The 25,367-nt window shown below is 58.7% G+C and carries 20 protein-coding genes; 9 read left to right on the top strand and 11 right to left on the bottom strand.

Going from position 1 to position 25,367, the window contains the following annotated elements; translation table 11 throughout:
- Positions 1-178 precede the first annotated feature (178 nt).
- Entirely contained in the window at positions 179-985 is an 807-nt protein-coding gene (locus GWQ31_RS05500) for a crotonase/enoyl-CoA hydratase family protein (protein ID WP_021140231.1), read from the bottom strand.
- 182 nt (positions 986-1,167) lie between these two features.
- Here GWQ31_RS05500 and GWQ31_RS05495 point away from each other — a divergent pair, with 182 nt between their 5' ends.
- The 5 genes from GWQ31_RS05495 to GWQ31_RS05475 all read left to right on the top strand — a co-directional run bounded on the left by GWQ31_RS05495 (position 1,168) and on the right by GWQ31_RS05475 (position 7,475).
- A complete protein-coding gene (locus GWQ31_RS05495; RefSeq protein WP_275908845.1) occupies positions 1,168-2,955 on the top strand; it encodes a putative nucleotidyltransferase substrate binding domain-containing protein in 1,788 nt (595 codons plus the stop codon).
- 2 nt (positions 2,956-2,957) lie between these two features.
- Complete coding sequence (locus GWQ31_RS05490) at positions 2,958-3,584, top strand: 3'-5' exonuclease (protein ID WP_275908844.1); 627 nt, start codon at positions 2,958-2,960, stop codon at positions 3,582-3,584.
- A 108-nt stretch (positions 3,585-3,692) separates the two neighbouring features.
- Positions 3,693-4,004, top strand: coding sequence for a DUF485 domain-containing protein (locus GWQ31_RS05485; RefSeq protein WP_265421471.1), 312 nt, complete (start codon positions 3,693-3,695; stop codon positions 4,002-4,004).
- Complete coding sequence (locus GWQ31_RS05480) at positions 4,001-5,656, top strand: cation acetate symporter (protein WP_275908843.1); 1,656 nt, start codon at positions 4,001-4,003, stop codon at positions 5,654-5,656. The genes GWQ31_RS05485 and GWQ31_RS05480 overlap by 4 nt, the downstream gene beginning before the upstream one ends.
- A gap of 226 nt (positions 5,657-5,882) precedes the next feature.
- On the top strand, positions 5,883-7,475 hold the full coding sequence (locus tag GWQ31_RS05475) for an ABC-F family ATPase (protein ID WP_099993441.1): 1,593 nt from the start codon (positions 5,883-5,885) through the stop codon (positions 7,473-7,475).
- A 114-nt stretch (positions 7,476-7,589) separates the two neighbouring features.
- Here GWQ31_RS05475 and GWQ31_RS05470 read toward each other — a convergent pair whose 3' ends face one another.
- The 7 genes from GWQ31_RS05470 to tig all read right to left on the bottom strand — a co-directional run bounded on the left by GWQ31_RS05470 (position 7,590) and on the right by tig (position 16,317).
- Positions 7,590-7,751, bottom strand: a complete 162-nt coding sequence (locus tag GWQ31_RS05470; RefSeq protein WP_275908842.1) for a hypothetical protein — start codon at positions 7,749-7,751, stop codon at positions 7,590-7,592.
- A gap of 68 nt (positions 7,752-7,819) precedes the next feature.
- Positions 7,820-9,733, bottom strand: a complete 1,914-nt coding sequence (gene ppiD / locus GWQ31_RS05465; RefSeq protein WP_265463137.1) for a peptidylprolyl isomerase — start codon at positions 9,731-9,733, stop codon at positions 7,820-7,822.
- 151 nt (positions 9,734-9,884) lie between these two features.
- Positions 9,885-10,157: a nucleoid-associated protein HU-beta gene (gene hupB / locus GWQ31_RS05460; protein WP_005315375.1), complete on the bottom strand. Its 273-nt coding sequence runs from the start codon at positions 10,155-10,157 to the stop codon at positions 9,885-9,887.
- A 240-nt stretch (positions 10,158-10,397) separates the two neighbouring features.
- Positions 10,398-12,752: an endopeptidase La gene (gene lon, locus GWQ31_RS05455; protein WP_021140372.1), complete on the bottom strand. Its 2,355-nt coding sequence runs from the start codon at positions 12,750-12,752 to the stop codon at positions 10,398-10,400.
- Positions 12,753-12,893: 141 nt separating this feature from the next.
- Positions 12,894-14,168: an ATP-dependent protease ATP-binding subunit ClpX gene (gene clpX / locus GWQ31_RS05450; RefSeq protein ID WP_219597342.1), complete on the bottom strand. Its 1,275-nt coding sequence runs from the start codon at positions 14,166-14,168 to the stop codon at positions 12,894-12,896.
- A 128-nt stretch (positions 14,169-14,296) separates the two neighbouring features.
- Entirely contained in the window at positions 14,297-14,920 is a 624-nt protein-coding gene (clpP, locus tag GWQ31_RS05445; protein WP_275908841.1) for an ATP-dependent Clp endopeptidase proteolytic subunit ClpP, read from the bottom strand.
- Positions 14,921-15,006: 86 nt separating this feature from the next.
- On the bottom strand, positions 15,007-16,317 hold the full coding sequence (gene tig / locus GWQ31_RS05440) for a trigger factor (protein ID WP_275908840.1): 1,311 nt from the start codon (positions 16,315-16,317) through the stop codon (positions 15,007-15,009).
- Between the two features lie 427 nt (positions 16,318-16,744).
- On the opposite strand from tig, the gene GWQ31_RS05435 reads away from it, so the two are divergent.
- Positions 16,745-17,179, top strand: coding sequence for a YccF domain-containing protein (locus tag GWQ31_RS05435; protein ID WP_011898663.1), 435 nt, complete (start codon positions 16,745-16,747; stop codon positions 17,177-17,179).
- Between the two features lie 95 nt (positions 17,180-17,274).
- Positions 17,275-17,865, top strand: a complete 591-nt coding sequence (gene yfbR, locus GWQ31_RS05430) for a 5'-deoxynucleotidase (RefSeq protein ID WP_005315363.1) — start codon at positions 17,275-17,277, stop codon at positions 17,863-17,865.
- An 86-nt stretch (positions 17,866-17,951) separates the two neighbouring features.
- Here the strand turns inward: yfbR and lolE are convergent, their stop codons facing one another.
- The 3 genes from lolE to GWQ31_RS05415 all read right to left on the bottom strand — a co-directional run bounded on the left by lolE (position 17,952) and on the right by GWQ31_RS05415 (position 21,194).
- Positions 17,952-19,193 carry a lipoprotein-releasing ABC transporter permease subunit LolE gene (gene lolE / locus GWQ31_RS05425; RefSeq protein ID WP_059113284.1) on the bottom strand — a complete coding sequence of 414 codons (1,242 nt, stop codon included), beginning with the start codon at positions 19,191-19,193 and terminating at the stop codon, positions 17,952-17,954.
- A complete protein-coding gene (lolD, locus tag GWQ31_RS05420; protein WP_017411862.1) occupies positions 19,193-19,891 on the bottom strand; it encodes a lipoprotein-releasing ABC transporter ATP-binding protein LolD in 699 nt (232 codons plus the stop codon). Before lolD ends, lolE begins: the two co-directional genes overlap by 1 nt.
- 67 nt (positions 19,892-19,958) lie before the next feature.
- Positions 19,959-21,194 (bottom strand): lipoprotein-releasing ABC transporter permease subunit, encoded by a 1,236-nt coding sequence (locus GWQ31_RS05415; protein ID WP_275908839.1) that lies wholly within the window; start codon positions 21,192-21,194, stop codon positions 19,959-19,961.
- 76 nt (positions 21,195-21,270) lie between these two features.
- On the opposite strand from GWQ31_RS05415, the gene GWQ31_RS05410 reads away from it, so the two are divergent.
- Positions 21,271-21,846 (top strand): PilZ domain-containing protein, encoded by a 576-nt coding sequence (locus GWQ31_RS05410; protein ID WP_059113286.1) that lies wholly within the window; start codon positions 21,271-21,273, stop codon positions 21,844-21,846.
- Between the two features lie 9 nt (positions 21,847-21,855).
- Complete coding sequence (mfd, locus tag GWQ31_RS05405) at positions 21,856-25,332, top strand: transcription-repair coupling factor (RefSeq protein WP_275908838.1); 3,477 nt, start codon at positions 21,856-21,858, stop codon at positions 25,330-25,332.
- Positions 25,333-25,367 lie beyond the last annotated feature (35 nt).

Here is a 25,367-nt window from a genome sequence, read left to right as displayed (position 1 = left end):
CGCCGGTTGAGTGAAGGGCATGTTAGAACCAGGGAAGAGAGCGATGAAAGGTTCAGATCACAGAATGGGAGAGAAGTTCAAAAAAATCCCCAAGCGACGCTTGGGGATTTTTGTATAAGAGACAGCCCGAAGGTGCCTTTTTCTTTTGCTGTATCCTTTACCGCTTCCCTTTACCACGTCAGAGGGCGTTGCGCCTCGGCCCAAACGGCAAGCGCCAACGAAACAGGCTGTTGAAGGTGGCGCGCCACTGATTGGGTCGGCCCAGGATCTGCTTTTGCAAGCGGGTCTCTTCTTTGAGCATCACCTCATCACTGCGAGCCCAGGCCTGCTGGTAGAGCTGTTTGATCCCCGCCAGCGCATCCGGCGACTTGGTGATGAGGGTACGGGCAAACTCCCGCGCCTCGGTCAGCGGATCCTCACATACCCGGCTCACCAGCCCGAGGGACTTGGCCTCCAGCGCATCGCACTCGCGCCCGCTCATGGCGAGCTCCATGGCGGTATCCACCCCCATCAGGTTACGCAAGGTAACACTGCCACTCATGTCGGGAATGATGCCCCACTTGATCTCCATCACGGAGAAGCGACAATCCGGGGTGCTGAACCGGAAGTCTGCGCCGAGGGCAATCTGCAAGCCGCCGCCAAAGCACACCCCCTGGGTCACGGCAATCACAGGCACCGGCAGCTGGTGCCAGCCATAGGCGACCCGCTGAGCCAGATTGGTCGCCTCATCTGCCTCGCGCTTGAGGATGTCCAGGGCCGCCACCGGCTGCTTGAGCATGGATTTCACATCCAGCCCGGCGCAGAAGGCGCGACCTTCCCCATACAGGATCACGGCCCGCAGTCCCTTGTGTTGCTGCAACTCGGCGAGCGTCTGGTCGATGGCGCCAAACATGCTTCTATCCAGCGCATTGAGCTTGTCCCCCCGCGCCAGCATCACCTCGGCGATACCGTCCCGGATCTCGCACTTGACCCTTGGTTTTTCCATTTCCCTCTCCGATCCTTGAATCAAACTGGTCATACCACCACGTTATCAGAGTGTTATTGCGAGGTACAGCGAGGCCACCATTTTCCCGCTTCCTGTTGCAGGCAAGGTGTGCGACTAAAGTCGGCTGGCTCCTGCGTCACGGCTTTGTCAGACTGATCTGACGCCACAGGCCAAGGACTGCCATGACCAGCTTGTTCAACTTTGCCCGTCCCCCATTTGATGTACTGAATGCAGAGCAGCGTGAGCGGCTCGAACAGCACCTATCCATCTGCTATTTTCGCGCGGGACAGACGGTGTTGAACGCTGGTGATGCCCCGCCCGGCCTCTACCTCATCATCAAGGGAGCGGTGGAGGAATCCGCGACCCATCACCATTTTGGCGATTACGGGGTCGACGATCTGTTTGATGTGCGGGCCCAGTTTGATGGCCGCTGTCGCCACCAGTTCAACGCACTGGAAGATACCCTCTGCCAGCTCATTCCCCACGCCGAGTTTCGGGCACTGTGCGACAGCAATCCGGCGCTGGCTGGCTACTTCACCGCCAGCCTGGCCGAACGACAACAGCAACAAGAGCAGCGCGAACAGCTGGGCCAGAAGAATCTGGCGGAATTTATCCTGACCCGGATTGAACCCGGTCATCTGCAAGCACCGCTCGTCGTCGAAAACCGGCTCAGCCTGCTGGCGGCCACCGAGGCCATGGTGGCCAAGGGCACGGATTGCCTGCTCTATCCCGCTCACGATGGCAGCCTGACCCTGGCTACCCGCAAGACATTGCTGCACGCCCTCACCCTGAAGGGGCTGCCGCTGACGGCACCGCTCGCCGTGCTGACCCCGGCACCGCTGATTGGCCTGCCACTGGGCAGCTATCTGTTTGATGCCCTGTTATTGATGACCCGTCATCGCATCAAGCGGCTGGTCATCTGGCAACAAGGTGAAGTGATGGGCATCTTGCAGTTGGCACAGGTGCTGGGGCTCTTCTCCACCCACTCTCATGTGTTGACCCTGCGCATCGCCCGCGCCGAGACACTGCCCGCGCTGGAAGCGGTGGCCCGGGAGCAGCAACAACTGACCCGCTCCCTGTTTGGTCAGGGTATCCACACCGCCTTTTTGATGAAACTCATCGCCACCATCAACGAGCAATTGATCGCCAAGGCTTTTTCTCTGGTGATGCCGCCCGAGGTGCAGGACAAGGTGTGCCTGCTGATGCTGGGCTCGGAGGGGCGCGGCGAACAGATCCTCAAAACAGATCAGGACAATGCCCTGATCCTGCCTGCCGACCTGCACTGGCCCAGTCAACAGGAAGATCTGGCCGCCTTCAGCGCACTGCTTGAGCAACTCGGCTACCCGCCCTGCCCCGGCCAGGTGATGGTCAACAATCCCCTATGGGTGAAAGAGATGACACAGTGGCAGAGTGGGATTGAGCAGGCCTGCCTCGCAGCAAACGAAGCCAGCCTGCTCTGGCTCGCTACCCTGGCCGATGCTCACCCTATCGCCGGAGATCGCAACCTGCTCCCTCCCATCGCCCGCCAACTGCGGGAGCAGCTTGCCGACAGGCGGGATCTGCTGGCGGAGATGGTCAGACCGGCAGTGGCTTTTCATGCGCCGCTCACCCTGTTTGGCCGGCTGGAACGCTCCGCTGATGGGCTGGATCTCAAGCGGGGCGGACTGTTCCCCCTGGTCCATGGCATCCGTATGCTGGCACTGGAGGCAACCATTATGGAAACCTCGACCCTGGGGCGCATCGAGGCACTGGTGGCGGCAGAACGACTTAGCGCCAGCTATGGTGACAATCTGGCAGAGGCATTTCGACTCTTTATCCGCCTGCGATTGCGTAGCCAGCTCAAGGGAGGAGAGAGCCGGGTACAGGTCAATGAACTCAGCCACAGCGAGCGGGATCTGCTGCGTCAGGCGCTGCATCAGGTGAAGAAGTTCCAGCAGTGGCTCACCTTGCACTTTCGTCTGAGACAATAACCATGTTGAGCCGCGCTCGACGCTACTGGTATGGCCGTTCTTTCCGCACTGGCGAGTTCGCACCGCTCTTTGCTCTGCCACCAGAGGATGAGCTGATTGCCCTCGATTTTGAAACCACCAGCCTGGATCCTGCCCAGGCCGAGATCGTTTCCATCGGGGCCGTGCGCATCAAGGGTAACCGGATATTGACCGGCGAAGCGCTCTCACTGAGGGTACAAGCCCCCGCCAGCCTGAACGCGCAATCCGTGGTGATCCACGGCCTGCGCCATCAGGATCTGCAACAGGGCATGAGGCTGGAAGCCGCACTGTGCCAGCTGTTGGCCTTTATCGGCCCACGTGAACTGGTGGGATATCACATCGCCTACGATCTGCGCATTCTCAACCTGGCCTGCCAGAAACAGTGGGGGCTGACCCTTGCCCAACAAGGGATAGAGGTGAGCCGGCTCTACCACGATCACCTCTATCACCGTTATCCCGACGCGGTCATCGACCTGCATCTGGCCGCCATCCGCCAGCACCTGAACTTGCCTTCCCTGCCCGTACACGACGCCCTGAGTGATGCCATCACGGCGGCTCTTATCTACCTGCGCCTGTCTCAAGGCGGGCCACTGGCTTATCCCAAAGTCTAATTGCCCACAAGTAACATTTAATTCACATTTTACTTACATGAGCAGGGTGCCTGCTCGGTAGTGACTTCCCTTCATCCACCGCTGACACTTATGTCATGGAGAACTGCAATGGAACAGCAACGTTACTTGAGGATCCAGCAAGATCCCTACTTCCAGGAGTTGGTGGCCAAACGCCAGCGCTTTGCCTGGACCCTCTCCATCCTGATGCTGGGGCTCTACCTGGCCTTCATCCTGCTCATCGCTTTTGCCCCCGGCTGGCTTGGCACCCCCTTGAGCGAGGGATCCACCATCACCCGTGGTATCCCGGTGGGAGTGGGGCTGATCCTATCTTCCTTCATACTGACCGGCATCTATGTATTCCGGGCCAACGGCGAGTTCGACGAGCTGAACCAGAAGATCCTCAAGGGAGTGCAATCATGAAAGGCAAGTCTTTGCTGTTGCTGGCCTCGCTGGCCTCTTCCCCCTTGCTGGCGGCCGAGGCGCTGACCGGCGACGTCAATCGCCAACCCCTCAACATCTCTGCCATCGTCATGTTCGTGATCTTTGTGGCGGGTACCCTGTTCATTACCTATTGGGCCTCCAAGCGTAACCGCTCCGCCTCCGATTATTATGCCGCTGGCGGACGCATCACCGGCTTTCAAAACGGTCTGGCCATCGCCGGTGACTACATGTCTGCCGCCTCTTTCCTCGGTATTTCCGCTCTGGTTTACACCTCGGGCTTCGATGGCCTCATCTACTCCATCGGCTTTTTGGTGGGCTGGCCCATCATACTGTTCCTGATCGCGGAGCGGCTGCGCAATCTCGGCAAATATACCTTTGCTGATGTGGCTTCCTATCGCCTCAAGCAGACCTCGGTGCGCAGCCTCTCCGCCAGCGGCTCCCTGGTGGTAGTGGCCCTCTACCTCATCGCCCAGATGGTGGGTGCGGGCAAACTCATCGAGCTGCTGTTCGGCCTGCAATACCATGTGGCCGTGGTGCTGGTCGGCATATTGATGGTGCTCTATGTGTTGTTTGGCGGCATGCTGGCCACTACCTGGGTGCAGATCATCAAGGCGGTGATGCTGCTCTCCGGTGCCAGCTTCATGGCCATCATGGTGATGAAGTCCGTCAACTTCGATATCGGTGCCCTGTTCAGCGAAGCGGTCAAGGTGCATGAGAAGGGCATCGCCATCATGAGTCCGGGTGGACTGGTGTCTGATCCCATCTCCGCCATCTCGCTGGGTCTGGCGCTGATGTTCGGTACCGCCGGTCTACCCCACATACTGATGCGTTTCTTCACAGTGAGCGACGCCAAGGAAGCCCGTAAATCGGTGTTCTATGCCACCGGCTTCATCGGCTACTTCTACATCCTGACCTTCATCATCGGCTTTGGCGCCATTTTGCTGGTCAGCACCAACCCTGACTTCAAGGACGCCACCGGCGCCCTGCTGGGGGGCACCAATATGGCAGCCATTCATCTGGCCGATGCAGTCGGTGGCAGCCTGTTCCTCGGCTTCATCTCCGCCGTTGCGTTCGCCACCATACTGGCGGTGGTCGCAGGCTTGACCCTGGCTGGTGCTTCTGCGGTCTCCCACGATATCTATGCCAGCGTCATCAAGAAGGGCAAGGCCAACGAAACCGACGAGCTGCGCGTTTCCAAGTACACCACTGTGGTGCTGGGGGTGGTCGCCATCGGTCTGGGGATCCTGTTCGAGAAGCAGAACATCGCCTTCATGGTCGGACTGGCCTTCTCCATTGCGGCGAGCTGCAACTTCCCTGTGCTCTTCCTCTCCATGTTCTGGTCCCGTCTGACGACGCGCGGTGCCGTCTTCGGTGGCTGGCTCGGTTTGGTCAGTGCTGTCAGCCTGATGGTACTGGGCCCGACCGTGTGGGTGAAGGTACTGGGTCATGCAGAAGCTATCTTCCCCTACGAGTACCCTGCCCTATTCTCCATGGCAGTGGCTTTCATCGGGATCTGGCTGTTCTCTGTCACCGACAAGTCCGAGAATGCGGCCGACGAACATGCCAAGTTCCTGCCCCAGTTCATCCGTTCACAAACCGGGCTCGGTGCCTCCAGCGCGACGGCCCACTAACCACAACTTACCTTGTTGCAAGCCGGCCCTGCGCCGGCTTTTTTCATGGCCGACGCTCACTGACGATTCCCCCCATGCCATGAGAACCAGTCACGGACTTCACAGAGGACTTGCCACCTGATCTGTGCCCTACCCGCAATGGGGCCAGATCACAGTTCTTGCTAAAACTTTCGGGGGATCTGTGCCATAATGCGCGCCATTTGACAGACCAACCGGGACACTTACTTTGTTAAGCAGCAATAACATCACCATGCAATTCGGCGCCAAGCCGCTGTTTGAGAACATCAACGTCAAGTTTGGCGGCGGCAACCGCTATGGCCTCATTGGCGCCAACGGCTGTGGCAAGTCCACCTTTATGAAGATCCTCGGCGGCGACCTTGAGCCGAGCGGCGGTAATGTGAGCCTGGACGTCAACGAGCGTATCGGTAAGCTGCGCCAGGACCAGTTCGCCTACGAAGAGATGCGCGTGCTGGACGTGGTCATGATGGGTCACGGCGAGTTGTGGGCCGCCATCGCCGAACGCGATGCCATCTACGCCAACCTGGACGCCACCGACGACGACTACATGAAGGCCGCCGAGCTGGAAGGCATGGTTGCCGAGTACGATGGCTATACCGCTGAATCCCGTGCAGGCGAACTGCTGCTGGGTGCAGGTATCCCCATCGAACAGCACAACGGTCCCATGAGCGAAGTGGCTCCAGGCTGGAAACTGCGGGTGCTGCTGGCCCAGGCCCTCTTCTCCAACCCCGACATCCTGTTGCTGGACGAACCGACCAACAACCTGGATATCAATACCATCCGCTGGCTGGAGCAGGTGCTGAACGAACGTGAAAGCACCATGATCATCATCTCTCACGATCGTCACTTCCTGAACTCCGTCTGCACCCACATGGCGGATCTGGACTACGGCGAGCTGCGCGTCTACCCGGGCAACTACGACGAGTACATGACGGCCGCCACCCAGGCCCGCGAGCGTCTGCTCTCCGACAACGCCAAGAAGAAGGCCCAGATCGCCGATCTGCAATCCTTCGTCTCCCGTTTCAGCGCCAACGCCTCCAAATCCAGCCAGGCCACCTCTCGCCTCAAGCAGATCGACAAGATCAAGATTGAGGAAGTGAAGGTGTCCAGCCGTCAGAACCCCTTCATCCGCTTCGAGCAGGAGAAGAAGCTCTACCGCAACATCCTGGAAATGGAAAACGTTGCCAAAGGCTATGGCGATGCGCCCCTGTTCAAGGATCTGGGCATGATGCTGGAAGTGGGCGAGAAGGTCGCCATTCTGGGTACCAACGGCATCGGTAAATCCACCCTGATCAAGACCCTCGTTGGCGATCTGACCCCGGACACCGGCACAGTCAAATGGTCCGAGAATGCCCAGATCGGTTACTACGCTCAGGATCATGCCGAAGACTTCGACACCGACCTCAATGTGTTCGACTGGATGGCACAGTGGAAACAGGAGAATGAAGATGAGCAGGCGGTACGCTCCATTCTCGGTCGCCTGCTGTTCACCCAGGATGACATCAAGAAGCCGGTCAAGGTGCTCTCCGGTGGTGAACAGGGTCGCATGCTGTTCGGCAAGCTGATGATGCAGCGCCCCAACATCCTCATCATGGATGAACCGACCAACCACCTGGATATGGAATCTATCGAATCCTTGAACATGGCGCTGGAAATGTATCAGGGCACCCTGATCTTCGTCTCCCACGACCGTGAGTTCGTCTCCTCATTGGCGACCCGCATCCTGGAACTGAGCGAGAACGGCATCCGTGACTTCGGCGGCACCTACGAGGAGTACCTGCGCACTCAGGGCGTGGTGTAACCCCTCGCCTGCCAGGGCGCTTGAATAGAAAAAACCGGCAAGTGATTGCCGGTTTTTTTATTACCGCCGCGCTCTGATCCGTCCCCTGCCGGCAACCATCACATATCCGCATTTCTACGCTGCGCATAACGTATCACGCAGGTCACGCAGGTCACGCAGGTCACGCAGGTCACGCAGGTCACGCAGGTCACGCAGGTCACGCAGGTCACGCAGGTCACGCAGGTCACGCAGGTCACGCAGGTCACGCAGGTCACGCAGCCAGCATAGCGACCTCAACCCCACTTCGCAGATAAAAAAACGGCCCCATGACGGGGCCGCTTTCAATGGGTTGCAACCGGTCGGGTTTATTCGACTGTGGCTTCCACATCGGTGAAGTACTCGATCTTGGCGGCTTTGCGCAGCTCGTCGATCAGGGACTTGTAGCTCACCTGGGCCTTGCCCTGGCCAAGCTGGCCTTGCAGCAGGCTGACCATCTGGGACGGCTCCTTGGCTACCACCACCTTGTCCAGTGCGACCACCACGCGATCACCATTGGCTTCGGCGACCAGCTCCACACTCGGCTTGCCATCCTTCGGATGAGGCATGCGGAACACCTGGGCAACCAGGTTCTGATCCATGTCCTGAGCGAAGCGGGCAACCCCTTTGTGGGTCTCCATCTTCAAGCCCAGCGCAGTCAGATCGGCCTGGATGTTCTCACCGGCCTTCAGCTTGTCCAGCAGGCCCTGCGCCTTGCCACGAGCCACTTCACTGGCCTTGTCATGCTTGATGGCCGCGATCACCTGCTCCTTGATCTCCGCCAGCGGTTTGGCCGCTTTCGGTTGATAACCTGTGATGTGCAGGACCAGCGCCTTGCCATCAGCCAGTTCGATCACATCAGAGTTGGTGTTGTCATCGCGCAGCTGTTCGGAGAACGCCACCGAGAGCACCTTGGGATCATTGAGGGGTGCCGGTGCATCCGCCTGACTGAAGAAGTCAACGGACTGCACTTTGAGGCCCATGGTATCTGCGGTCAGATCCAGCGAGTCCGGGTTCTCGAAGCTGCTGTCAGCCATTTTCTGCTGCTCGGCAAAGAACAGCTCCTTGGCCTTGTCAGCCTGCAGACGTCGGATGGTTTCACCCATGACATCCACAAACGGTTTGGTCTGAGCCACTTCAACACCCAGCAACTTGATGACGTGGAAACCGAACGGGCTCTTCACCACGGCAGAGAGATCACCCGCCTTGTTCAGGGCAAAAGTGGCCTGCTCGAAGGCCGGATCCATCACCCCTTTCTCGAACCAGTCCAGCTCGCCGCCCTTCTTGGCAGAGAAAGTATCGGAGGAGTTGGCCTTGGCCAGCGCGGCAAAATCATCGCCGCCCTTGGCCTTGGTCAGGAGTTCGCCGGCCAGCTTCTCGGCCGCCTTCTCATCCTTGCCAAACGGGATCAGGATATGCGCTACATGACGACGCTCGGCACGCTGGAACAGGTCCTGGTGCTGATCGTAGTAATCCTTGGCATCCTGCTCGGTGACCTTGATATCTTTGCCGAGGTTGGCCGCATCCAGCAGCAGATAGTCGACCTTCACCTTCTCGTCGTTCATGAAACGCGCGCTGTTGGTCTTGTAGTACTGCTCCACTTCCTGATCGGAAACCTGGACATCGCCCAGATAAGCGGCGGCAGCAAGACGCACCAGACGCAGATCACGGGTCTGGTTGTAGAGCTTGTCGAGTTGCTCCGCTTCACCCTTGAGCGCGAACTCGGTGCCGAGCAGGGCGCCCATCAGCTGCTGACGCACCATGTCCTGGCGCAGTGAGTCACGGAACATCTCCGGTGTCATGCCGGCACGACGAATGAGCTGCAGGTAGCGGTCATTGTTGAATTTGCCATCTTCGGCAAACTCCGGCATGGCGATGATGGCCTGTTTGATCTGCTCGTCACTGACCCGCAGACCCAGTTCACGGGCCTTGCTGTCGAACAGGGCCTGATCGATCAGCCTGTCCAGCACACCGCGGCGGAACTGCTTCATGTAGTCAGGGTTGGCGGCCAACTGGCTGAAAGATTCCCCCATTTGGGATTCCATGCGGGCCCGCTCGTTGCGATAGGCATTTTCCAGCGCAGCGGAGCTGATGTCATTGCCGTTGACGGTAGCGGGGGCGGTACGTGCCGGGCCATTGAGGTAACTGCCTACACCGGCCAAGGCAAAGGAGAGGATGATCAGGCCCAAGATAACCTTGGCTACCTTGCCCTGCGCCCCTTCGCGTAGTTTATCCAACATCATGTTTGTACTTATGCTCCCGAACTCGATGGGCGTAAATAATGAAAAGGCGCACCGATTGCGATGCGCCTTGGTCAATCAGTATGAGGGAGAGCCCTCTCACTTGTCTGGTCTGTGACCAAGGACGGTGGCCGATGTAATATCAGCGCCCGGCTTAGTTGACAGCGTCTTTCAGGGCCTTGCCGGCTTTGAAAGCAGGAACTTTACCAGCTGCGATTTCGATGGTCGCGCCAGTTTGCGGGTTACGGCCAGAACGGGCAGCACGCTCGCGCACGGCGAAAGTACCGAAACCCACCAGAGCAACCTGGTCACCCTCTTTCAGAGCTTCACCGACGGCGTCAATGAAAGCATCCAGCGCACGGCCAGCAGCGGCTTTGGAGATATCAGCACCGTCTGCAATCTTGTCAATCAGTTGAGATTTATTCACTCTTATATTCCCCTTTTATCGAACATCGCTGCGGCGCCGATTTCCCTGGCCACAACAAGTGGAGGTTTTATAGCAAGCCTCCTGATCAGTTGCAAGTGACAATCTGGCGCAAACCCGCGCCACATCACGCCTTGCGACTCATCATGAGTTCCCGATCGGTGGTCAAGGCTACTTCCGTTACCCGGCGCATGCAAGCCTTAACCACCCCCCGAATGCGCCAAATTTGCGGCGCATCAACATTTACACGACAGAAACGCGCTCAAACCCTTGCGGATTGTCCTGCAACGCCAGTTCCAGCACTTCATCAATCCAGCGAACCGGATAAATTTCAAGGTCTTGTTTGACGTTGTCCGGGATCTCTTCGAGGTCTCGTTCGTTCTCTTTCGGGATAAGCACACGCTTGATGCCACCACGATGAGCCGCCAGCAGCTTCTCTTTGAGACCGCCGATGGGCAGCACTTCGCCGCGCAAGGTGATTTCCCCCGTCATGGCCACATCAGCACGAACCGGATTACCGGTCAAGCTGGAGACCAGGGCGGTACACATGGCGATACCGGCACTCGGACCGTCTTTCGGGGTCGCCCCTTCCGGCACGTGCACATGGATATCGCGCTTCTCGTAGAAGTCGGCATTGATGCGCAGCTTGTCGGCTCGGGCCCGTACTACCGTCATGGCAGCCTGAATGGACTCTTGCATCACATCACCGAGTGAACCGGTGTAGGTGAGCTTGCCCTTGCCCGGCATGTTGGTGGTTTCGATGGTGAGCAGATCGCCGCCCACTTCGGTCCACGCCAAACCACAGACCTGACCAACCTGGTTCTGGTCGGTGGCCTTGCCGTAGTCGAAACGCTGTACCCCGAGAAACTCCTTGAGGTTGGCCTGATTGACCTGAACATGCTTGATGCTCTTGTCCAGCAGGATGCGTTTGACCGCCTTGCGACAAATCTTGGAGATCTCCCGCTCCAGATTCCGCACCCCCGCCTCGCGGGTGTAGTAGCGGATCACACCGACCAGGGCAGAATCTTCGATGGTGATCTCGGATTCTTTCAGGCCGTTGCGCTGGATCTGCTTGGAGACCAGATGCTGTTTGGCAATATTGAGCTTCTCATCTTCGGTATAACCGGAGAGGCGGATCACTTCCATCCGGTCCAGCAGCGGACCCGGGATGTTCATGGAGTTGGAGGTGGCCACGAACATGACGTCCGACAGGTCATAATCCACTTCCAGATAGTGATCGTTGAAGCTGTTGTTCTGCTCGGGATCCAGCACTTCCAGCAAGGCAGAAGCGGGATCGCCACGCATGTCCGAGCTCATCTTGTCGATTTCATCGAGCAGGAACAGCGGGTTCTTCACCCCCACCTTCGCCATCTTCTGGATGAGCTTGCCGGGCATGGAACCGATATAGGTTCGACGGTGACCGCGGATTTCCGCTTCGTCACGCACCCCACCCAGGGCCATGCGCACATACTTGCGACCTGTTGCCTTGGCGATGGACTGGCCCAGCGAGGTCTTGCCCACACCGGGAGGACCAACCAGACAGAGGATCGGACCTTTAAGCTTGTTCACCCGCGCCTGTACCGCCAGATACTCGAGGATGCGCTCCTTGACCTTCTCCAGACCAAAGTGATCCGAATCCAGCACCTCCTGCGCCTTGCCAAGGTCTTTCTTGACCTTGGAGCGCGCCTTCCAAGGCACCTGCACCATCCAGTCCACATAGCTGCGCACGACTGTGGCTTCGGCAGACATGGGAGACATCATCTTCAGCTTGGCGAGCTCGGCATGGGCCTTTTCACGGGCATCTTCCGGCATGCCTGCCTCTTCAATCTTGCGATTGAGGGCTTCAAATTCATCCGGGCTGTCTTCCAGCTCACCCAGCTCTTTCTGGATGGCCTTCATCTGCTCGTTGAGATAGTACTCCCGCTGGCTCTTCTCCATCTGCTTCTTGACCCGGGTACGGATGCGTTTCTCGACCTGCAGCAGGTCAATCTCCGACTCCATCATGGCCATCAGAAACTCGATGCGCTCGGACACAGAGGCGATTTCCAGCACCTTCTGCTTGTCTTCGAGCTTGAGCGGCATGTGCGCGGCCATGGTATCGGCCAGGCGAGCAGCATCATCGATCGCCGAAATCGAGGTCAATACCTCGGGCGGGATCTTCTTGTTGAGCTTGATATAGCCTTCAAACTGACCGATGGCGGAGCGCACCAGCACGTCCTGGTCCTTCTCCTCGATGGCGGTAGACGCGATGTACTGCGCCTCACCGACGAAGAAGTCCTTGTCATCGATTATCCGCTCAAGACGGGCACGCTGGCCCCCTTCCACCAGCACCTTGACGGTGCCATCCGGCAGCTTGAGCATCTGTAGAATATTGGCAACTGTCCCGACGGAGAAAATTTCCTCCACCGTCGGCTCATCGGTTGACGCATCCTTCTGGGCCACCAGCAGAACTTTTTTGTCCTGCTCCATGGCCGCTTCCAGACAGCGAATGGATTTTTCCCGCCCCACAAAGAGTGGAATGACCATGTGGGGGTAAACCACCACGTCACGAAGAGGCAGGACGGGAATCTCGATGCGTTCTGAACGCTCTAGGTTCATATATGTCCTCTCGGCTTGTTATACCGTTGGCAAAGCGCTTGGCTGAGTATATGGGGGCGCAGAGATGAGATTCAATCGCCGAATCAGTAAAAAGCATGAAAGGGGCAAAAAGCCCCTTTCATTTGATTAAAAATCAGACTGTTACTCTGATGCAGCAGCCTGGGTCTCGGGATTTTCGTAGATCATCAAGGGCGCGGAGTCCCCTTTGATCACCGTCTCGTCGATCACCACCTTGCTGACACCCTCCAGGGATGGCAGGTCATACATGGTATCGAGCAACACGGCTTCCACGATGGATCTCAGACCACGGGCACCGGTTTTCCGCTCCATCGCCTTGTGCGCAATGGCGTTCAAGGCGTCGTCACGGAACTCCAGCTCCACCCCTTCAAGATCGAACAAGGCAGCATATTGCTTGGTCAGCGCATTTTTCGGCTCTTTCAGGATCTGGATGAGGGCAGCCTCGTCCAGCTCGGTCAAGGTCGCGACCACAGGCAAACGGCCGATGAACTCGGGGATCAGACCATATTTGATCAGATCTTCCGGCTCCACCTTGGCAAAATTCTCGCTCAAGGTCGCTCTGGCATTCTTGGATTTGACGTCAGCGCCAAACCCTATGCCGGTGCCCTTGACGGAGCGCTGCTCAATGACCTTGTCCAGACCGGCAAAGGCGCCACCACAGATAAAGAGGATCTTGGAGGTATCGACCTGCAAGAACTCCTGCTGCGGGTGCTTGCGACCACCTTGCGGCGGGACGGAAGCAATAGTGCCTTCGATCAGCTTGAGCAGGGCCTGCTGCACCCCTTCACCGGACACGTCGCGGGTAATGGAGGGGTTGTCTGACTTGCGGGAGATCTTGTCGATCTCGTCGATATAGACGATGCCACGCTGGGCCTTCTCTACGTCGTAGTCACACTTTTGCAACAGCTTCTGGATGATGTTCTCCACGTCTTCACCCACATAACCGGCTTCGGTCAGTGTGGTGGCGTCGGCCATGGTGAACGGCACATCCAGCAGACGAGCAAGTGTTTCGGCCAGCAGCGTCTTGCCGCTACCGGTCGGGCCAATCAACAGAATGTTGGACTTGCCCAGCTCCACACCACCGGCTTCGCTGCTGTTACGCAGACGCTTGTAGTGGTTGTAGACGGCGACAGCCAACACCTTCTTAGCATATTCCTGCCCGATCACATAGTCATCCAGGTGAGCACGGATTTCATGAGGGGTCGGCAGCTCGCTACCATCGCGCTTGGGAGAGATCTCGCGGATCTCTTCGCGGATGATGTCGTTGCACAGCTCGACACACTCATCACATATGTAGACGGAAGGGCCAGCGATCAGCTTGCGCACTTCATGCTGGCTTTTGCCGCAAAAAGAGCAGTAGAGCAGCTTATCACCCTCACCCTTGCGTTTTTCTGTCATTCAGCAACCTCGTTTTATCAATAGAGGATGGATCGTCCCGTTGAGTTTACAACAGTCCGCGACACCCTGCTCAAGCACGCCAGTTCAGGACACAGTCACTAAGGCCATGTCCAGGACGATACCGGAGCTCAGCCGCGCTGGCTCAGGATACCGTCAACCAGGCCATAAGCCACGGCTTGATCGGCCGACATGAAGTTGTCACGGTCGGTATCACGCTCTATGGTGGACATCTCCTGACCGGTATGGAAGGCCAGACGCTCGTTCAGGGTATTCTTGATTTTCAGGATCTCCTGGGCATGGATCTGGATGTCAGATGCCTGTCCCTGGAAACCGCCCAACGGCTGATGGATCATCACGCGGGCACTGGGCAGGCAGAAACGCTTGCCCTTGGCACCACCGGCCAGCAGGAAGGCACCCATGGAGCAGGCTTGCCCCATACAGACGGTACTCACATCCGGCTTGATGAACTGCATGGTGTCATAAATGGACATGCCGGCCGTGACGGCACCACCCGGAGAGTTGATGTAGATGCTGATGTCCTGATCCGGATTTTCGGACTCCAGAAACAGCAGCTGGGCTACAACCAGATTTGCCATATGATCTTCAACCTGACCAGTCAGGAAGATCACCCGCTCCTTCAACAGACGAGAATAAATGTCGTAGGAACGCTCCCCTTTTGCAGTCTGCTCTACCACCATGGGGATGAGCGCATTGCGTGGGGATTCAGTCACATCGTTATAGTTCTTGTACATAAGGCATTGTCCCTAAAATAAAATGGCCCGAGTGGAGATCACACGAGCCATTATACTTAACAGTCTTGACCTTAAGTCAATTGTTCTTAGGCAGCGGCACCGGACTTGTTGATCACTTCGTCAAAGGCAACTTCTTTCTCGGTCACTTGCGCTTTGGACAGGATCAGGTCGATGGCTTGATCTTCAACCGCCAGATTGCGCACGCCATTCAGCATTTGCTCATTCTTCTGGTAGTACTCGATCACTTCCTTCGGATCTTCGTAGGCAGTGGCCATGGACTCGATGATGCTGGTCACGCGGGCATCGTCAGCCTTGATCTCGTTGGTACGGATCACGTCGCCCAGCAGCAGACCTACGCGTACGCGACGCTCGGCTTGAGCCTGGAACAGCTCAGCCGGCAGCTCAGGTGCGTTGCCGCCCTGGAAACCGCCAAAACGCTGCAGAGCTTGTTGACGCAGGGTATCGATCTCCTGAGCAACGGCAGCCTTCGGCAGATCGATCTGGTTGGCTTCAACCAGACCATTCAGAACCTGCTCTTTCACGCTGTTTTTCAGGGCTTGGGCCAGTTCGCGCTCCATGTTCTTGCGCACTTCGGCTTTCAGCTCTTCAACGTTGCCGCTCTCGATACCGAAACGCTTGACGAACTCTTCAGTCAGCTCAGGCAGGATCTGCTCTTCAACCTTGTTAAGCTTGGAAGCGAACTTGGCCGCTTTGCCTTTCAAGTTTTCAGCGTGGTAGTCAGCCGGGAAAGTCACTTCGATAGTGAACTCGTCGCCCGCTTTCTTGCCCATGATGGCGTCTTCAAAGCCAGGGATCATACGACCGGCACCCAGTACCAGGTTGAAGCCTTCGGCTTTGCCACCGTCGAACTCTTCACCGTCGATGGAACCGATGAAGTCCATGGTCACACGCATGCCATCGGCAGCGGCGGCATCGACATCAGCCCAGGTGGCGTGCTGCTTGCGCAGGGTGTCGATCATGTTGGCCAGATCTTCATCCTTGACGGTCGCAACCGGCTTCTCGACCTTGATGGTCTCCAGGCCAGCCACTTCAAACTCGGGATAAACTTCAAAGGTCGCGGTGAATTCGAAATCCTGACCTTCCTGGATCTCTTTCGGATCCATGGTCGGGGCACCGGCCGGGCTCAGTTTGTTTTCGATGATGGCCTTGATGAAGTTGTTCTGCATCATTTCATCAGCAACGCGAGCGTGAGCCATGGCGCCGAACATCTTCTTGATGATGGCAACCGGGGCCTTGCCAGGACGGAAACCGTCGATACGACGGGTTTTGGCCAGGCCGTTCAATTCTTTACGCACGGCAGCGTCAACGATAGCAGCCGGTACAGTGATGGTAAGACGGCGTTCCAGACCCTGGGTTGTCTCTACAGAAACTTGCATTCTTTTACCTCGTTCAACTCAGCACTGTGTGCTGACCCTTATTGCCCCTGGGCAAAGCCCGGAGTCTTCCTGTTTATAAAGACAACGACTGTCTTTGTGATGAGAAAATATGACGCGACATTATAGCGGCGCACTTTGGTCGAGTCGAGCCACACATCCCCCAACGGGGGTGGCGATAGCACAATTCGCGCAAAACTGACCCTTATATGGGGAACTCCCGAGCAGACTTCAAGCGCACAACACGCAAGAATTTGCACTTGCTCACCTTTTTTCGCGCAAAGGCCTACTTTTTCACCTCATTTCCTGCCAAAAGGCAGCCTGTTCAGGGGTTGCGACCCAAATTGTCCACCCTGTCACATCAACCATTGCGTCTATGGCCGCTGCTCGCTATGGTGACAGCCAAATTTATGAGTCTGGAGTGACCAACATGGCCTTTTTCCGCTTCTTGTTTAACCTGCTCTGGTTTGTACTGGGGGGCGTCTTCATGGGGCTGGCCTGGTGGCTGGCCGGGCTGCTCTGCTTTGTCTCGCTGATCGGGATCCCCTGGGGTCGCGCTTGCTTCGTCATCGGCACCTTTACCTTCTTCCCGTTTGGCAAGCAGGCGGTGAGCCGCAAGAGCATGACTGGGCAAAGCGACATCGGCACCGGTACTCTGGGGCTGATTGGCAACATCCTCTGGTTCCTAGTGATCGGGATCTGGCTGGCAATCGGTCACATTGCCTCCGCGCTGGCCTGCTTCGTGACCATCATAGGCATTCCGTTTGGCATCCAGCACCTCAAGCTGGCGCTGATTGCCCTGGCCCCCATAGGGCAGATGGTGGTGACCAACCACGAAGCCGAATCCGGTCGCTACATTCGCTGATCACCACGCAAAATTGCACGGGCAAGCTGCCTGCGCAGCAAAAAAAGGGCAGACTAGGGTCTGCCCTTTTTCATTGCCACTGCCCGAGGCCCTCCATGCTCCCCAGCCATTTTTTTGCCAATCTCGCCCGCATGAAACTCATTTACCGCTGGCCGCTCATGCGCAACATACAACCTGAAAACATCGCCGAGCACAGTCTGCAGGTGGCCATGGTGGCCCACGCCCTGGGGCTTATCCAGAATCGTCTTTTTGGTGGTCAGGTCGATGCGGATCGCGCCGCCGTGATGGCGCTCTACCACGATAGCAGCGAGGTGCTGACCGGCGATCTGCCCACACCGGTCAAGTATTTCAATCCCGAAATTGCGAGAGAGTACAAGAAGATAGAGCTGGCCGCCGAGCAGCGCCTGCTGGGGATGCTACCCGCCGAACTGGTGGAGGATTTTCGCCCTCTGCTGGACTCGGGTGCCCAGGACGCCGGGCTGGTTCGTCTGGTGAAAGACGCCGATACCCTCTGCGCCTACACCAAGTGTCTGGAGGAGATAAACGCCGGCAACCGGGAGTTCGAACCGGCCAGGAAACGCCTCGAAGCCATGCTGGAAGCGCGCATGAGCCCGCAGATGCATTACTTCATCGATGTCTTCGTGGCAAGCTTCTCCCTGCCGCTCGATGAGCTGAACGCCCACTAGCAGCCCAAACCACCTGAAAACAGAAGGGCCCGCCGGTTTGCTCCGGCGGGCCCTTCGTTATTGATCAGCAGATCAGATACCGTGCATCAGTGCCCCAACTCCCGCGATGGCACCAGTCCGCTCGCCCGCCAGGCAGGATAGAGGGTCGCCAACAGGCTCATCAGTATGGCTGCGCCAGTTACGATAGCCAGATCCTGCATGTGCAATTCGGTCGGCAGGAAGTCGATGAAGTAGATGTCAGGGTTGAGGAAGCGATGGCCTATCACCCCTTCGATAAAGCCCAGGATCTGGGTCAGCTTGCTGGAGAGCAGGCCGCCGAGCAGGGCCCCGAGCAAGGCGCCGAGCACCCCGTTAACCATGCCCTGAATGACGAAGGTAAGCCGGATTTGACCGGGGCTCGCCCCCATGGTCTTCAAGATGGCAATCTCGCTGCGCTTCTCGTTCACCGCCATCACCAGGGTGGAGACGATGTTGAAGCAGGCCACTGCCACCACCATCAGCATCACCACATACATGACGGTACGCACCATCTGTATGTCCTGATAGAGGTAGCCCTGCCGGCTCATCCAGCTGCTGATGTAGACGTAATGAGGAAATTTCTGGGCAGCCGCGACCGTGATGGATTGTGCCTTGAGCACATCGCTGACCTTGAGGCTGAACCCTTCCACCGTATTGCCCATACCGGTCATGGTCTGGGCATCGGCCAGGTGCATGAAGCCGAGCATGCCATCGAGCTGACCGCCGATCTCAAGCAAGCCTACTACCTTGAGGGATTCCCGCTTCGGGTTCTTGATGCCGGCGGCGTCCCCCCCTTGCGGCAGCAAGAGGGCAACCGAGTCACCTATCTTGACCCCCAGCTTGTCGGCGATGGTCTTGCCGAGAATCAGCCCATGTTCGCCCACCTGCAGTTCACGCAGACCACGGCCTGTCATGTATTTGCCCGCATCCGACAGATTCGCTTCGAGCTCCGGCAACACGGCACGCACCTGCAAGCCCTTGAGGGCATTGCCATGCTCAAGCAACCCATTGAGGGTGATCACAGGCGCGGCAGCTTCCACCCCTGGCTGGGCCAGCAGGTAATCCCGCAACTTGGGCCAGTCAGGCAATGGCGCCTCCATCCCCATCAGCTCACCGTGAGGCACCACTGAGAGCACCCTGTCTTTGAGCTCCCGCTCGAACCCGTTCATGGCAGAGAGACCCAGAATGAGGGCCATCACACCGAGGGCGATGCCGATGAGGGACGAGGCGGAAATAAACGCGATGAAGCCGTTGCGACGACGGGAGCGACTGTAACGCAGGCCCAGAAAAAGGGGCAGCGGTTTGAACATCAGGCGACCTCCGCCATGATGCCGCTCACCAGAGTGACCCGCCGATGGAGCTTGGCGGCCAGACTCAGGTCATGGGTGACCACCACAAAGGCTGTGCCCAACTCACGATTGAGCTCACAGAGCAGCTCGTAAACAGCGGTTGCACTGGCATGATCCAGGTTGCCGGTGGGCTCGTCCGCCAGCACCAGGCTGGGCTCGTTGACCAGGGCACGGGCAATGGCCACCCGCTGGCGTTCGCCACCGGACAGCTCGGATGGCCTGTGATTGAGGCGATGGGATAACCCCACCCGACCCAGCATGCGAGTCGCCTTGTCGGTGGCGACGGCCACCGACTCACCGGCGATGAGCAGCGGCATGGCGGTGTTCTCCAGCGCGGTAAACTCGGCGAGCAAGTGGTGAAACTGATAGACAAACCCCAGCTCCTGGTTGCGGAATCTCGCCTGGGTACGGCTATCCCAGTGGTGGATATCCTGCCCCTTGAACAGCACGGCGCCGCTTGACGGGTTGTCGAGCGCCCCCATTAGATGCAGCAAGGTGGTCTTGCCCGATCCCGAGCTGCCCACCACCGCCAGCATCTCGCCGGGGGCCACACTCAGATCAATCCCCTTGAGGACCTGGGTCTCCAGCTCACCCTCTTGATAAACATGATTCAGGGCCTGACAACGCAGCAGAGGTTCACTGGACAAGGGTTCATTCATAAAGGGAGCTCCACTTACGCCGGTAATCTCACCGGAGGTAACAACAGAAGATGAGTTATTCACAGTGCTATTCATAACGTAATGCCTCGGCCGGTTTCACCCTGGCCGCACGGGCCGCAGGGTAGAGGGTGGCACTGAAGCTGAGCAGCACGGCGCCCAGCAAGATGGTAATGACCTGGGTTGGCTCCACTATCACGGGCAGGCCGCTGCCGCCCGCCGTCATATAGAGGTTGAGCCCCACCGCATCGAGCAGGGGGTTGAGTCCGAGCGAGAGTGCGAGCCCGGTCAGGCCGCCAAGCAGGGCACCAATCACACCGCTGGAAGCGCCGAGCACCATGAATATCTTGACTATCCCTGCCTCGTTCATGCCCATGGTGCGCAGTATGGCCACCTCCCCCTCCTTGTCGGTGACCACCATCACCAGGGCGGAGAGAATATTGAAGGTGGCGACCGCGATGATCAGCACCAGCATCAGCCCCATCATGCGCTTCTCCATGGCGACCGCCTGGAACAGCTCACCGCGCTCGCGGCGCCAGTCCTGCCATTCCAGCCCGTCCGGCAATGCCGTCTTTATCACCTGATCGGCAGCGAAGGGATCGTCCAGCCAGAGCCTTATGCCACCGACGGTTTCTGTCGGCAGGCGCAGCAGGCGCTGGGCATCTCCCAACGCAATCAGGGCAACCTGACTATCCACGTCGGCGCCGACCCCGAAGATACCGGAAACGGTAAACAGGCGCTGGGCAGGAACCCGACCAAAGGGCGTGAAACGGGTGCCCTCGGTCAGAAGCAGACGAACCTGATCCCCCATGGAGACCTTGAGACGGCTGGCTACCCCCTGCCCCAGCACTATGTGGTATTCACCCTGCTGCAGGCTGTCGAGGCGACCCATCTGCATCTGGGCGTGCAGTATGTCATCCTTTGGCCATAGGGCCGGGTCTATCCCCTGTACGCTGACACCGATGAGCTGACCCGGGCTCTGCAACATCCCTTCGCTATCAAGCATGGGGGCGCTGGCAATCACATGGGGCAGCTTGGCAAGGTCGGGCAAACCGTCGGGATGAGCATCGATGCGGCCAGTCTGGTTGGTCACCACCACATGGGGGATCACGCCCAGGATCCGGCCCTTGAGCTGCCCTTCGAAGCCGTTCATCACGGATATGACCACCATCAGGGCCGCGACCCCGATGGCGATACCAAAGGTGGAGAACAGGGAGATGAATGAAACGAAGCGATTACTGCGTCGTGAGCCTGCGTAGCGAAGGCCAATGGCCAGCGACAGCGGCTGAAAAAGTCCAGTCTTCAAGGAGTTCTACGTTGCCAACAAAATAAGATACCGGATAATAAAGGGAAACCGTCTATGACAACAAGGGATAGCCTCCATGCAGGAACAGTTCTTCAGCGTCACCCATGCCACCCCGGTCAATGTGATCCCCATGCCCGATGACTTTCCTCTGCCGACGCTGGAGGCACTGGAGGCCGAACTGCCCGAACCCTTTCGTATCGCCTCTGCCATCACCTCCATCGATCTGGTGACCAGTCGTCTGATCCGCAATCAGAACGAGCCTATGCACGATCTGGTGGAGATCATCAACCAGCAGTCGCGCAAGATCGACATGATCATGGGCTATGTGCTGTCGGTGCAGGATAGGCCCGAGCATCGCTTCCAGACCCTGCGTTTCAGCGCAGGCCAGCTCACCTATCTGCATCCGCGCCAGGGTCATGGCGAGCCGCCGCTCCTGCACCAGATAGTGCGGCTCAAGATCTTTCTGCGGGAAGAGGCCTCTGCCATCTACTGCTATGCCGAGGTCAAGAGACTGGAACCGGGCGAGCATGGCACTCAGGTGGGGCTCGATTATGCCCGGATCCGTGAGGATGACCGCGAACTGCTGGTCCGTGCCAGCCTGCATGTCCAATCCAAGCAACTCAAATTGCGTGCTCAAGACCGTCAACGTTAAAAGAATCGAATGATGCCAATGAAGCTTCCCGCCTTGCCCGCCAAGGCGGGCCAAAAATTAACGCTCGGCCACTTGACCGGCAGCAGCCTGTCACTGGTTGCCGCCCGCCTTACTACCCAAGCGAACCGCCCGGTCCTGCTGGTGACCGCCGATACCCCGAGTGCCCTGCGCCTCGAGCAGGAATTGCAGTTCCTGCTGGCCGATCAAGGTTGCCCTGTGCTGATGTTCCCGGATTGGGAAACCCTGCCCTACGACACCTTTTCCCCCCATCAGGACATCATCTCCCAGCGACTGGAGACCCTCTACAAACTGCCGCAGATGAGCGCCGGCGTGCTGATCGTGCCCATCTCGACCTTGATGCTGCGCTGCGCTCCCCAGGTCTACCTCGACAAGTACAGCCTGATGGTGAAGGCCGGTCAGCGCCTCAACCTGCAACAGCTGCGAGGACGTCTGGCCGAGGCAGGCTATGTGGCGGTGGATCAGGTGCTGGAGCACGGCGAGTTTGCCGCCCGCGGCTCACTGCTCGATCTCTTTCCCATGGGCAGCAACAGCCCTTATCGCATCGACTTTTTCGATGACGAGGTGGACTCCATCCGTCCGTTCGATCCCGAGACCCAGCGTTCCAGCGAACCGGTCAAGACGGTCAGCCTGTTGCCCGCCCGGGAATTCCCCACCGACGAGGCCGCCATCGAGCTGTTCCGTGGGCAATTTCGCGAACAGTTCGAGCTGTCGCGCGCGGAAGGCTCCGTCTATCAGGAGGTGAGCAAGGGGCGCTGGCCCGCCGGCATCGAATACTATCTGCCGCTCTTCTTCCATCAGACCGCCAGCCTGTTCGACTACCTGCCGGATAACACCCTGCTGCTCACAGTGGGGGATATCTATCCCGCGGCCCAACGCTTCTGGAACGACATAGGCCAGCGCTATGAGGACAGGCGCTGGGACAACACCCGCCCCTTGTTGCCACCCCAGCAGATCTACCTGCCGGTGGAGCAATTGTTCGCCGCACTCGGTCACTATGGCGCCGTGCGGCTGCAGGAAGCCGCCACCGACGGCGGAGCCGGCCAGCATGATCTCCCCATAGCCGCGCTGCCGGAGCTGCAACTGGATCACAGCAAAGAGCAGCCCATGCTGGCGCTGAACCAGTTTCTGGACAGCTTCACGGGCCGCACCCTGTTCGTGGTGGAATCCGAAGGGCGGCGGGAAGTGCTCGGCGATCTGCTGGCGCGCATATCCTTGCAACCCAAGGAGTTCCCCTCCCTTGAGGCTTTCATGGCGGGCAAGGTGCGCCACGGTCTGCTGGTTGCACCGCTGGAGCGGGGCTTTTTGCTACGAGAGCTGCTGCAAGAGGCCGGGCATGATGAGCTCGCACTTATCACGGAGACAGAGCTGCTGGGCGGTAAAGTCCGCAGCAAGCGAGCCCGGGAAAAGAGCAAGAACTTAAGCTCGGATGCGGTGATCCGAAACCTCGGCGAGTTGACCCAGGGCCAGCCGGTGGTTCACCTGGATCACGGCGTCGGCCGGTATCTGGGGCTCGAAACCATCGATGCCGGTGGCCTGCCCACCGAGTTCCTGACCCTCGAGTATGCCGGTGGCGACAAGCTGTTCGTGCCGGTCACCAACCTGCACCTCATCAGCCGCTACACAGGCTCTGACAACCCGCCCAGCCACAAACTCGGCGGCGAGGCCTGGGTCAAGGCGCGGCGCAAGGCGGCAGAGAAGGTGCGCGATGTGGCAGCCGAGCTGCTGGATGTCTATGCCCTGCGCGCGGCGCGCCACGGTTTTGCCTTCCAGCACGACAGGGAGGCCTACCGCCAGTTCGCCGCCGGTTTCCCGTTCGAGGAGACAGAGGATCAGCTCAACGCCATCAATGCGGTACTGGGGGACATGTGTCAGGCCAAGAGCATGGACCGGCTGGTGTGCGGCGACGTGGGCTTTGGCAAGACCGAAGTGGCGATGCGAGCCGCCTTCGTGGCCGTCCACGGCGGCAAGCAGGTCGCCGTGCTGGTGCCCACCACCTTGCTGGCACAGCAGCACTACGACAACTTCCGCGATCGCTTCGCCAACTGGCCGGTGCGGGTCGAGGTGCTGAGCCGCTTTCGTACCGCCAGGGAGCAGACCAGCGTGATGAAGGAGCTGGCCGATGGCAAGGTCGACATCATCATAGGTACCCACAAGCTCTTGGGCTCAGATCTGACCTTCAAGGATTTGGGGCTGCTCATCGTCGATGAGGAGCACAGATTCGGGGTGCGCCAGAAGGAGAAGATCAAGGCGCTGCGGGCCGACGTGGATATCCTTACCCTCACGGCGACGCCTATCCCGCGCACCCTCAACATGGCGATGGCCGGCATGCGGGATCTCTCCATCATCGCCACCCCGCCCGCCAAGCGGCTCGCCATCAAGACCTTTGTGCGCCAGCAGGATCCTGCTGTCACCCGCGAGGCGGTATTGCGTGAGCTCAAGCGGGGCGGTCAGGTCTACTACCTGCACAACGACGTGGAGAGCATAGAGAAATGCGCCGGCGATCTCGCCGAGCTGGTGCCGGAGGCCCGTATCGGCATCGCCCACGGCCAGATGCGCGAACGCGATCTTGAGCGAGTCATGTCGGACTTCTACCACCAGCGCTTCAACCTGCTGGTCTGCACCACCATCATAGAGACCGGCATAGACGTACCCAGCGCCAACACCATCATCATGGACCGCGCCGATCATCTGGGGCTGGCCCAGTTGCACCAGCTGCGGGGCCGGGTTGGCCGCTCCCACCACCAGGCCTATGCCTACCTGCTCACTCCTCATCCCAAGTTGATGAGCAAGGATGCACTCAAGCGGCTCGAGGCCATCGCATCGCTCGAAGATCTCGGCGCCGGTTTTGCGCTGGCGACCCACGATCTGGAGATCCGGGGTGCAGGCGAGCTCTTGGGCGACGATCAGAGCGGCCAGATAGAGTCGGTCGGTTTCACCCTCTACATGGAGATGCTGGAGCAGGCGGTCGAGGCGCTGAAAAATGGCAAGGAGCCATCGCTGGAGCAGCTGATGAGCCAGCACACAGAGGTGGAGCTGCGCCTGCCCGCTCTGTTGCCGGAGGAGTACATACCGGACGTCAACATGCGTCTGTCCATGTACAAGCGCATCGCCAGCGCGGCCGACGAGCAGGAGCTGCGCGAATTGAAGGTGGAGCTAATCGACCGCTTCGGCCTGCTGCCGGAGGCAACCAAGACGCTCATGGAGATTGCCGCCTTCCGCCAGCGCGCCACCGCCCTTGGCATTCGCCGGGTGGAGATGAGCGAGCGCGGCGGTTATCTGGACTTCACTCAGGAGACTCGCGTCAACCCTGGCTATCTGGTCAAGCTGCTCTCCGAGCAGCCACGCATCTACAAGATGGATGGGCCCACCCGATTGCGCTTCCAGGTACCGACCCCGGACCGCGCCATGCGTCTGAAACTGGTGGACGGCCTGCTGGCGGATCTCGCCAACCACGCCAGCCACTGATACTGATGCAGCAACGCAACTCGCCCAAACAAAAC

Origin of the sequence: Aeromonas sp. 2MA4, from assembly GCF_029237305.1 — a bacterium.
GTDB classification, from domain to species: domain Bacteria; phylum Pseudomonadota; class Gammaproteobacteria; order Enterobacterales; family Aeromonadaceae; genus Aeromonas; species Aeromonas salmonicida.
Note: the sequence above shows the minus strand (reverse complement) of the source record. Positions and strands in the feature narration are given on the sequence as shown.

What these genes read in the sequence shown, in the direction of transcription:
- lolE (WP_059113284.1), bottom strand. Translation starts at nt 19,193, where the DNA reads ATGTTCAAACCGCTGCCCCTTTTTCTGGGCCTGCGTTACAGTCGCTCC.
- tig (WP_275908840.1), bottom strand. Translation starts at nt 16,317, where the DNA reads ATGCAAGTTTCTGTAGAGACAACCCAGGGTCTGGAACGCCGTCTTACC.
- mfd (WP_275908838.1), top strand. Translation starts at nt 21,856, where the DNA reads ATGATGCCAATGAAGCTTCCCGCCTTGCCCGCCAAGGCGGGCCAAAAA.
- GWQ31_RS05485 (WP_265421471.1), top strand. Translation starts at nt 3,693, where the DNA reads ATGGAACAGCAACGTTACTTGAGGATCCAGCAAGATCCCTACTTCCAG.
- GWQ31_RS05435 (WP_011898663.1), top strand. Translation starts at nt 16,745, where the DNA reads ATGGCCTTTTTCCGCTTCTTGTTTAACCTGCTCTGGTTTGTACTGGGG.
- GWQ31_RS05410 (WP_059113286.1), top strand. Translation starts at nt 21,271, where the DNA reads ATGCAGGAACAGTTCTTCAGCGTCACCCATGCCACCCCGGTCAATGTG.
- GWQ31_RS05495 (WP_275908845.1), top strand. Translation starts at nt 1,168, where the DNA reads ATGACCAGCTTGTTCAACTTTGCCCGTCCCCCATTTGATGTACTGAAT.
- GWQ31_RS05500 (WP_021140231.1), bottom strand. Translation starts at nt 985, where the DNA reads ATGGAAAAACCAAGGGTCAAGTGCGAGATCCGGGACGGTATCGCCGAG.
- ppiD (WP_265463137.1), bottom strand. Translation starts at nt 9,733, where the DNA reads ATGATGTTGGATAAACTACGCGAAGGGGCGCAGGGCAAGGTAGCCAAG.
- clpX (WP_219597342.1), bottom strand. Translation starts at nt 14,168, where the DNA reads ATGACAGAAAAACGCAAGGGTGAGGGTGATAAGCTGCTCTACTGCTCT.
- GWQ31_RS05480 (WP_275908843.1), top strand. Translation starts at nt 4,001, where the DNA reads ATGAAAGGCAAGTCTTTGCTGTTGCTGGCCTCGCTGGCCTCTTCCCCC.
- clpP (WP_275908841.1), bottom strand. Translation starts at nt 14,920, where the DNA reads ATGTACAAGAACTATAACGATGTGACTGAATCCCCACGCAATGCGCTC.
- lolD (WP_017411862.1), bottom strand. Translation starts at nt 19,891, where the DNA reads ATGAATGAACCCTTGTCCAGTGAACCTCTGCTGCGTTGTCAGGCCCTG.
- lon (WP_021140372.1), bottom strand. Translation starts at nt 12,752, where the DNA reads ATGAACCTAGAGCGTTCAGAACGCATCGAGATTCCCGTCCTGCCTCTT.
- yfbR (WP_005315363.1), top strand. Translation starts at nt 17,275, where the DNA reads ATGCTCCCCAGCCATTTTTTTGCCAATCTCGCCCGCATGAAACTCATT.
- GWQ31_RS05490 (WP_275908844.1), top strand. Translation starts at nt 2,958, where the DNA reads ATGTTGAGCCGCGCTCGACGCTACTGGTATGGCCGTTCTTTCCGCACT.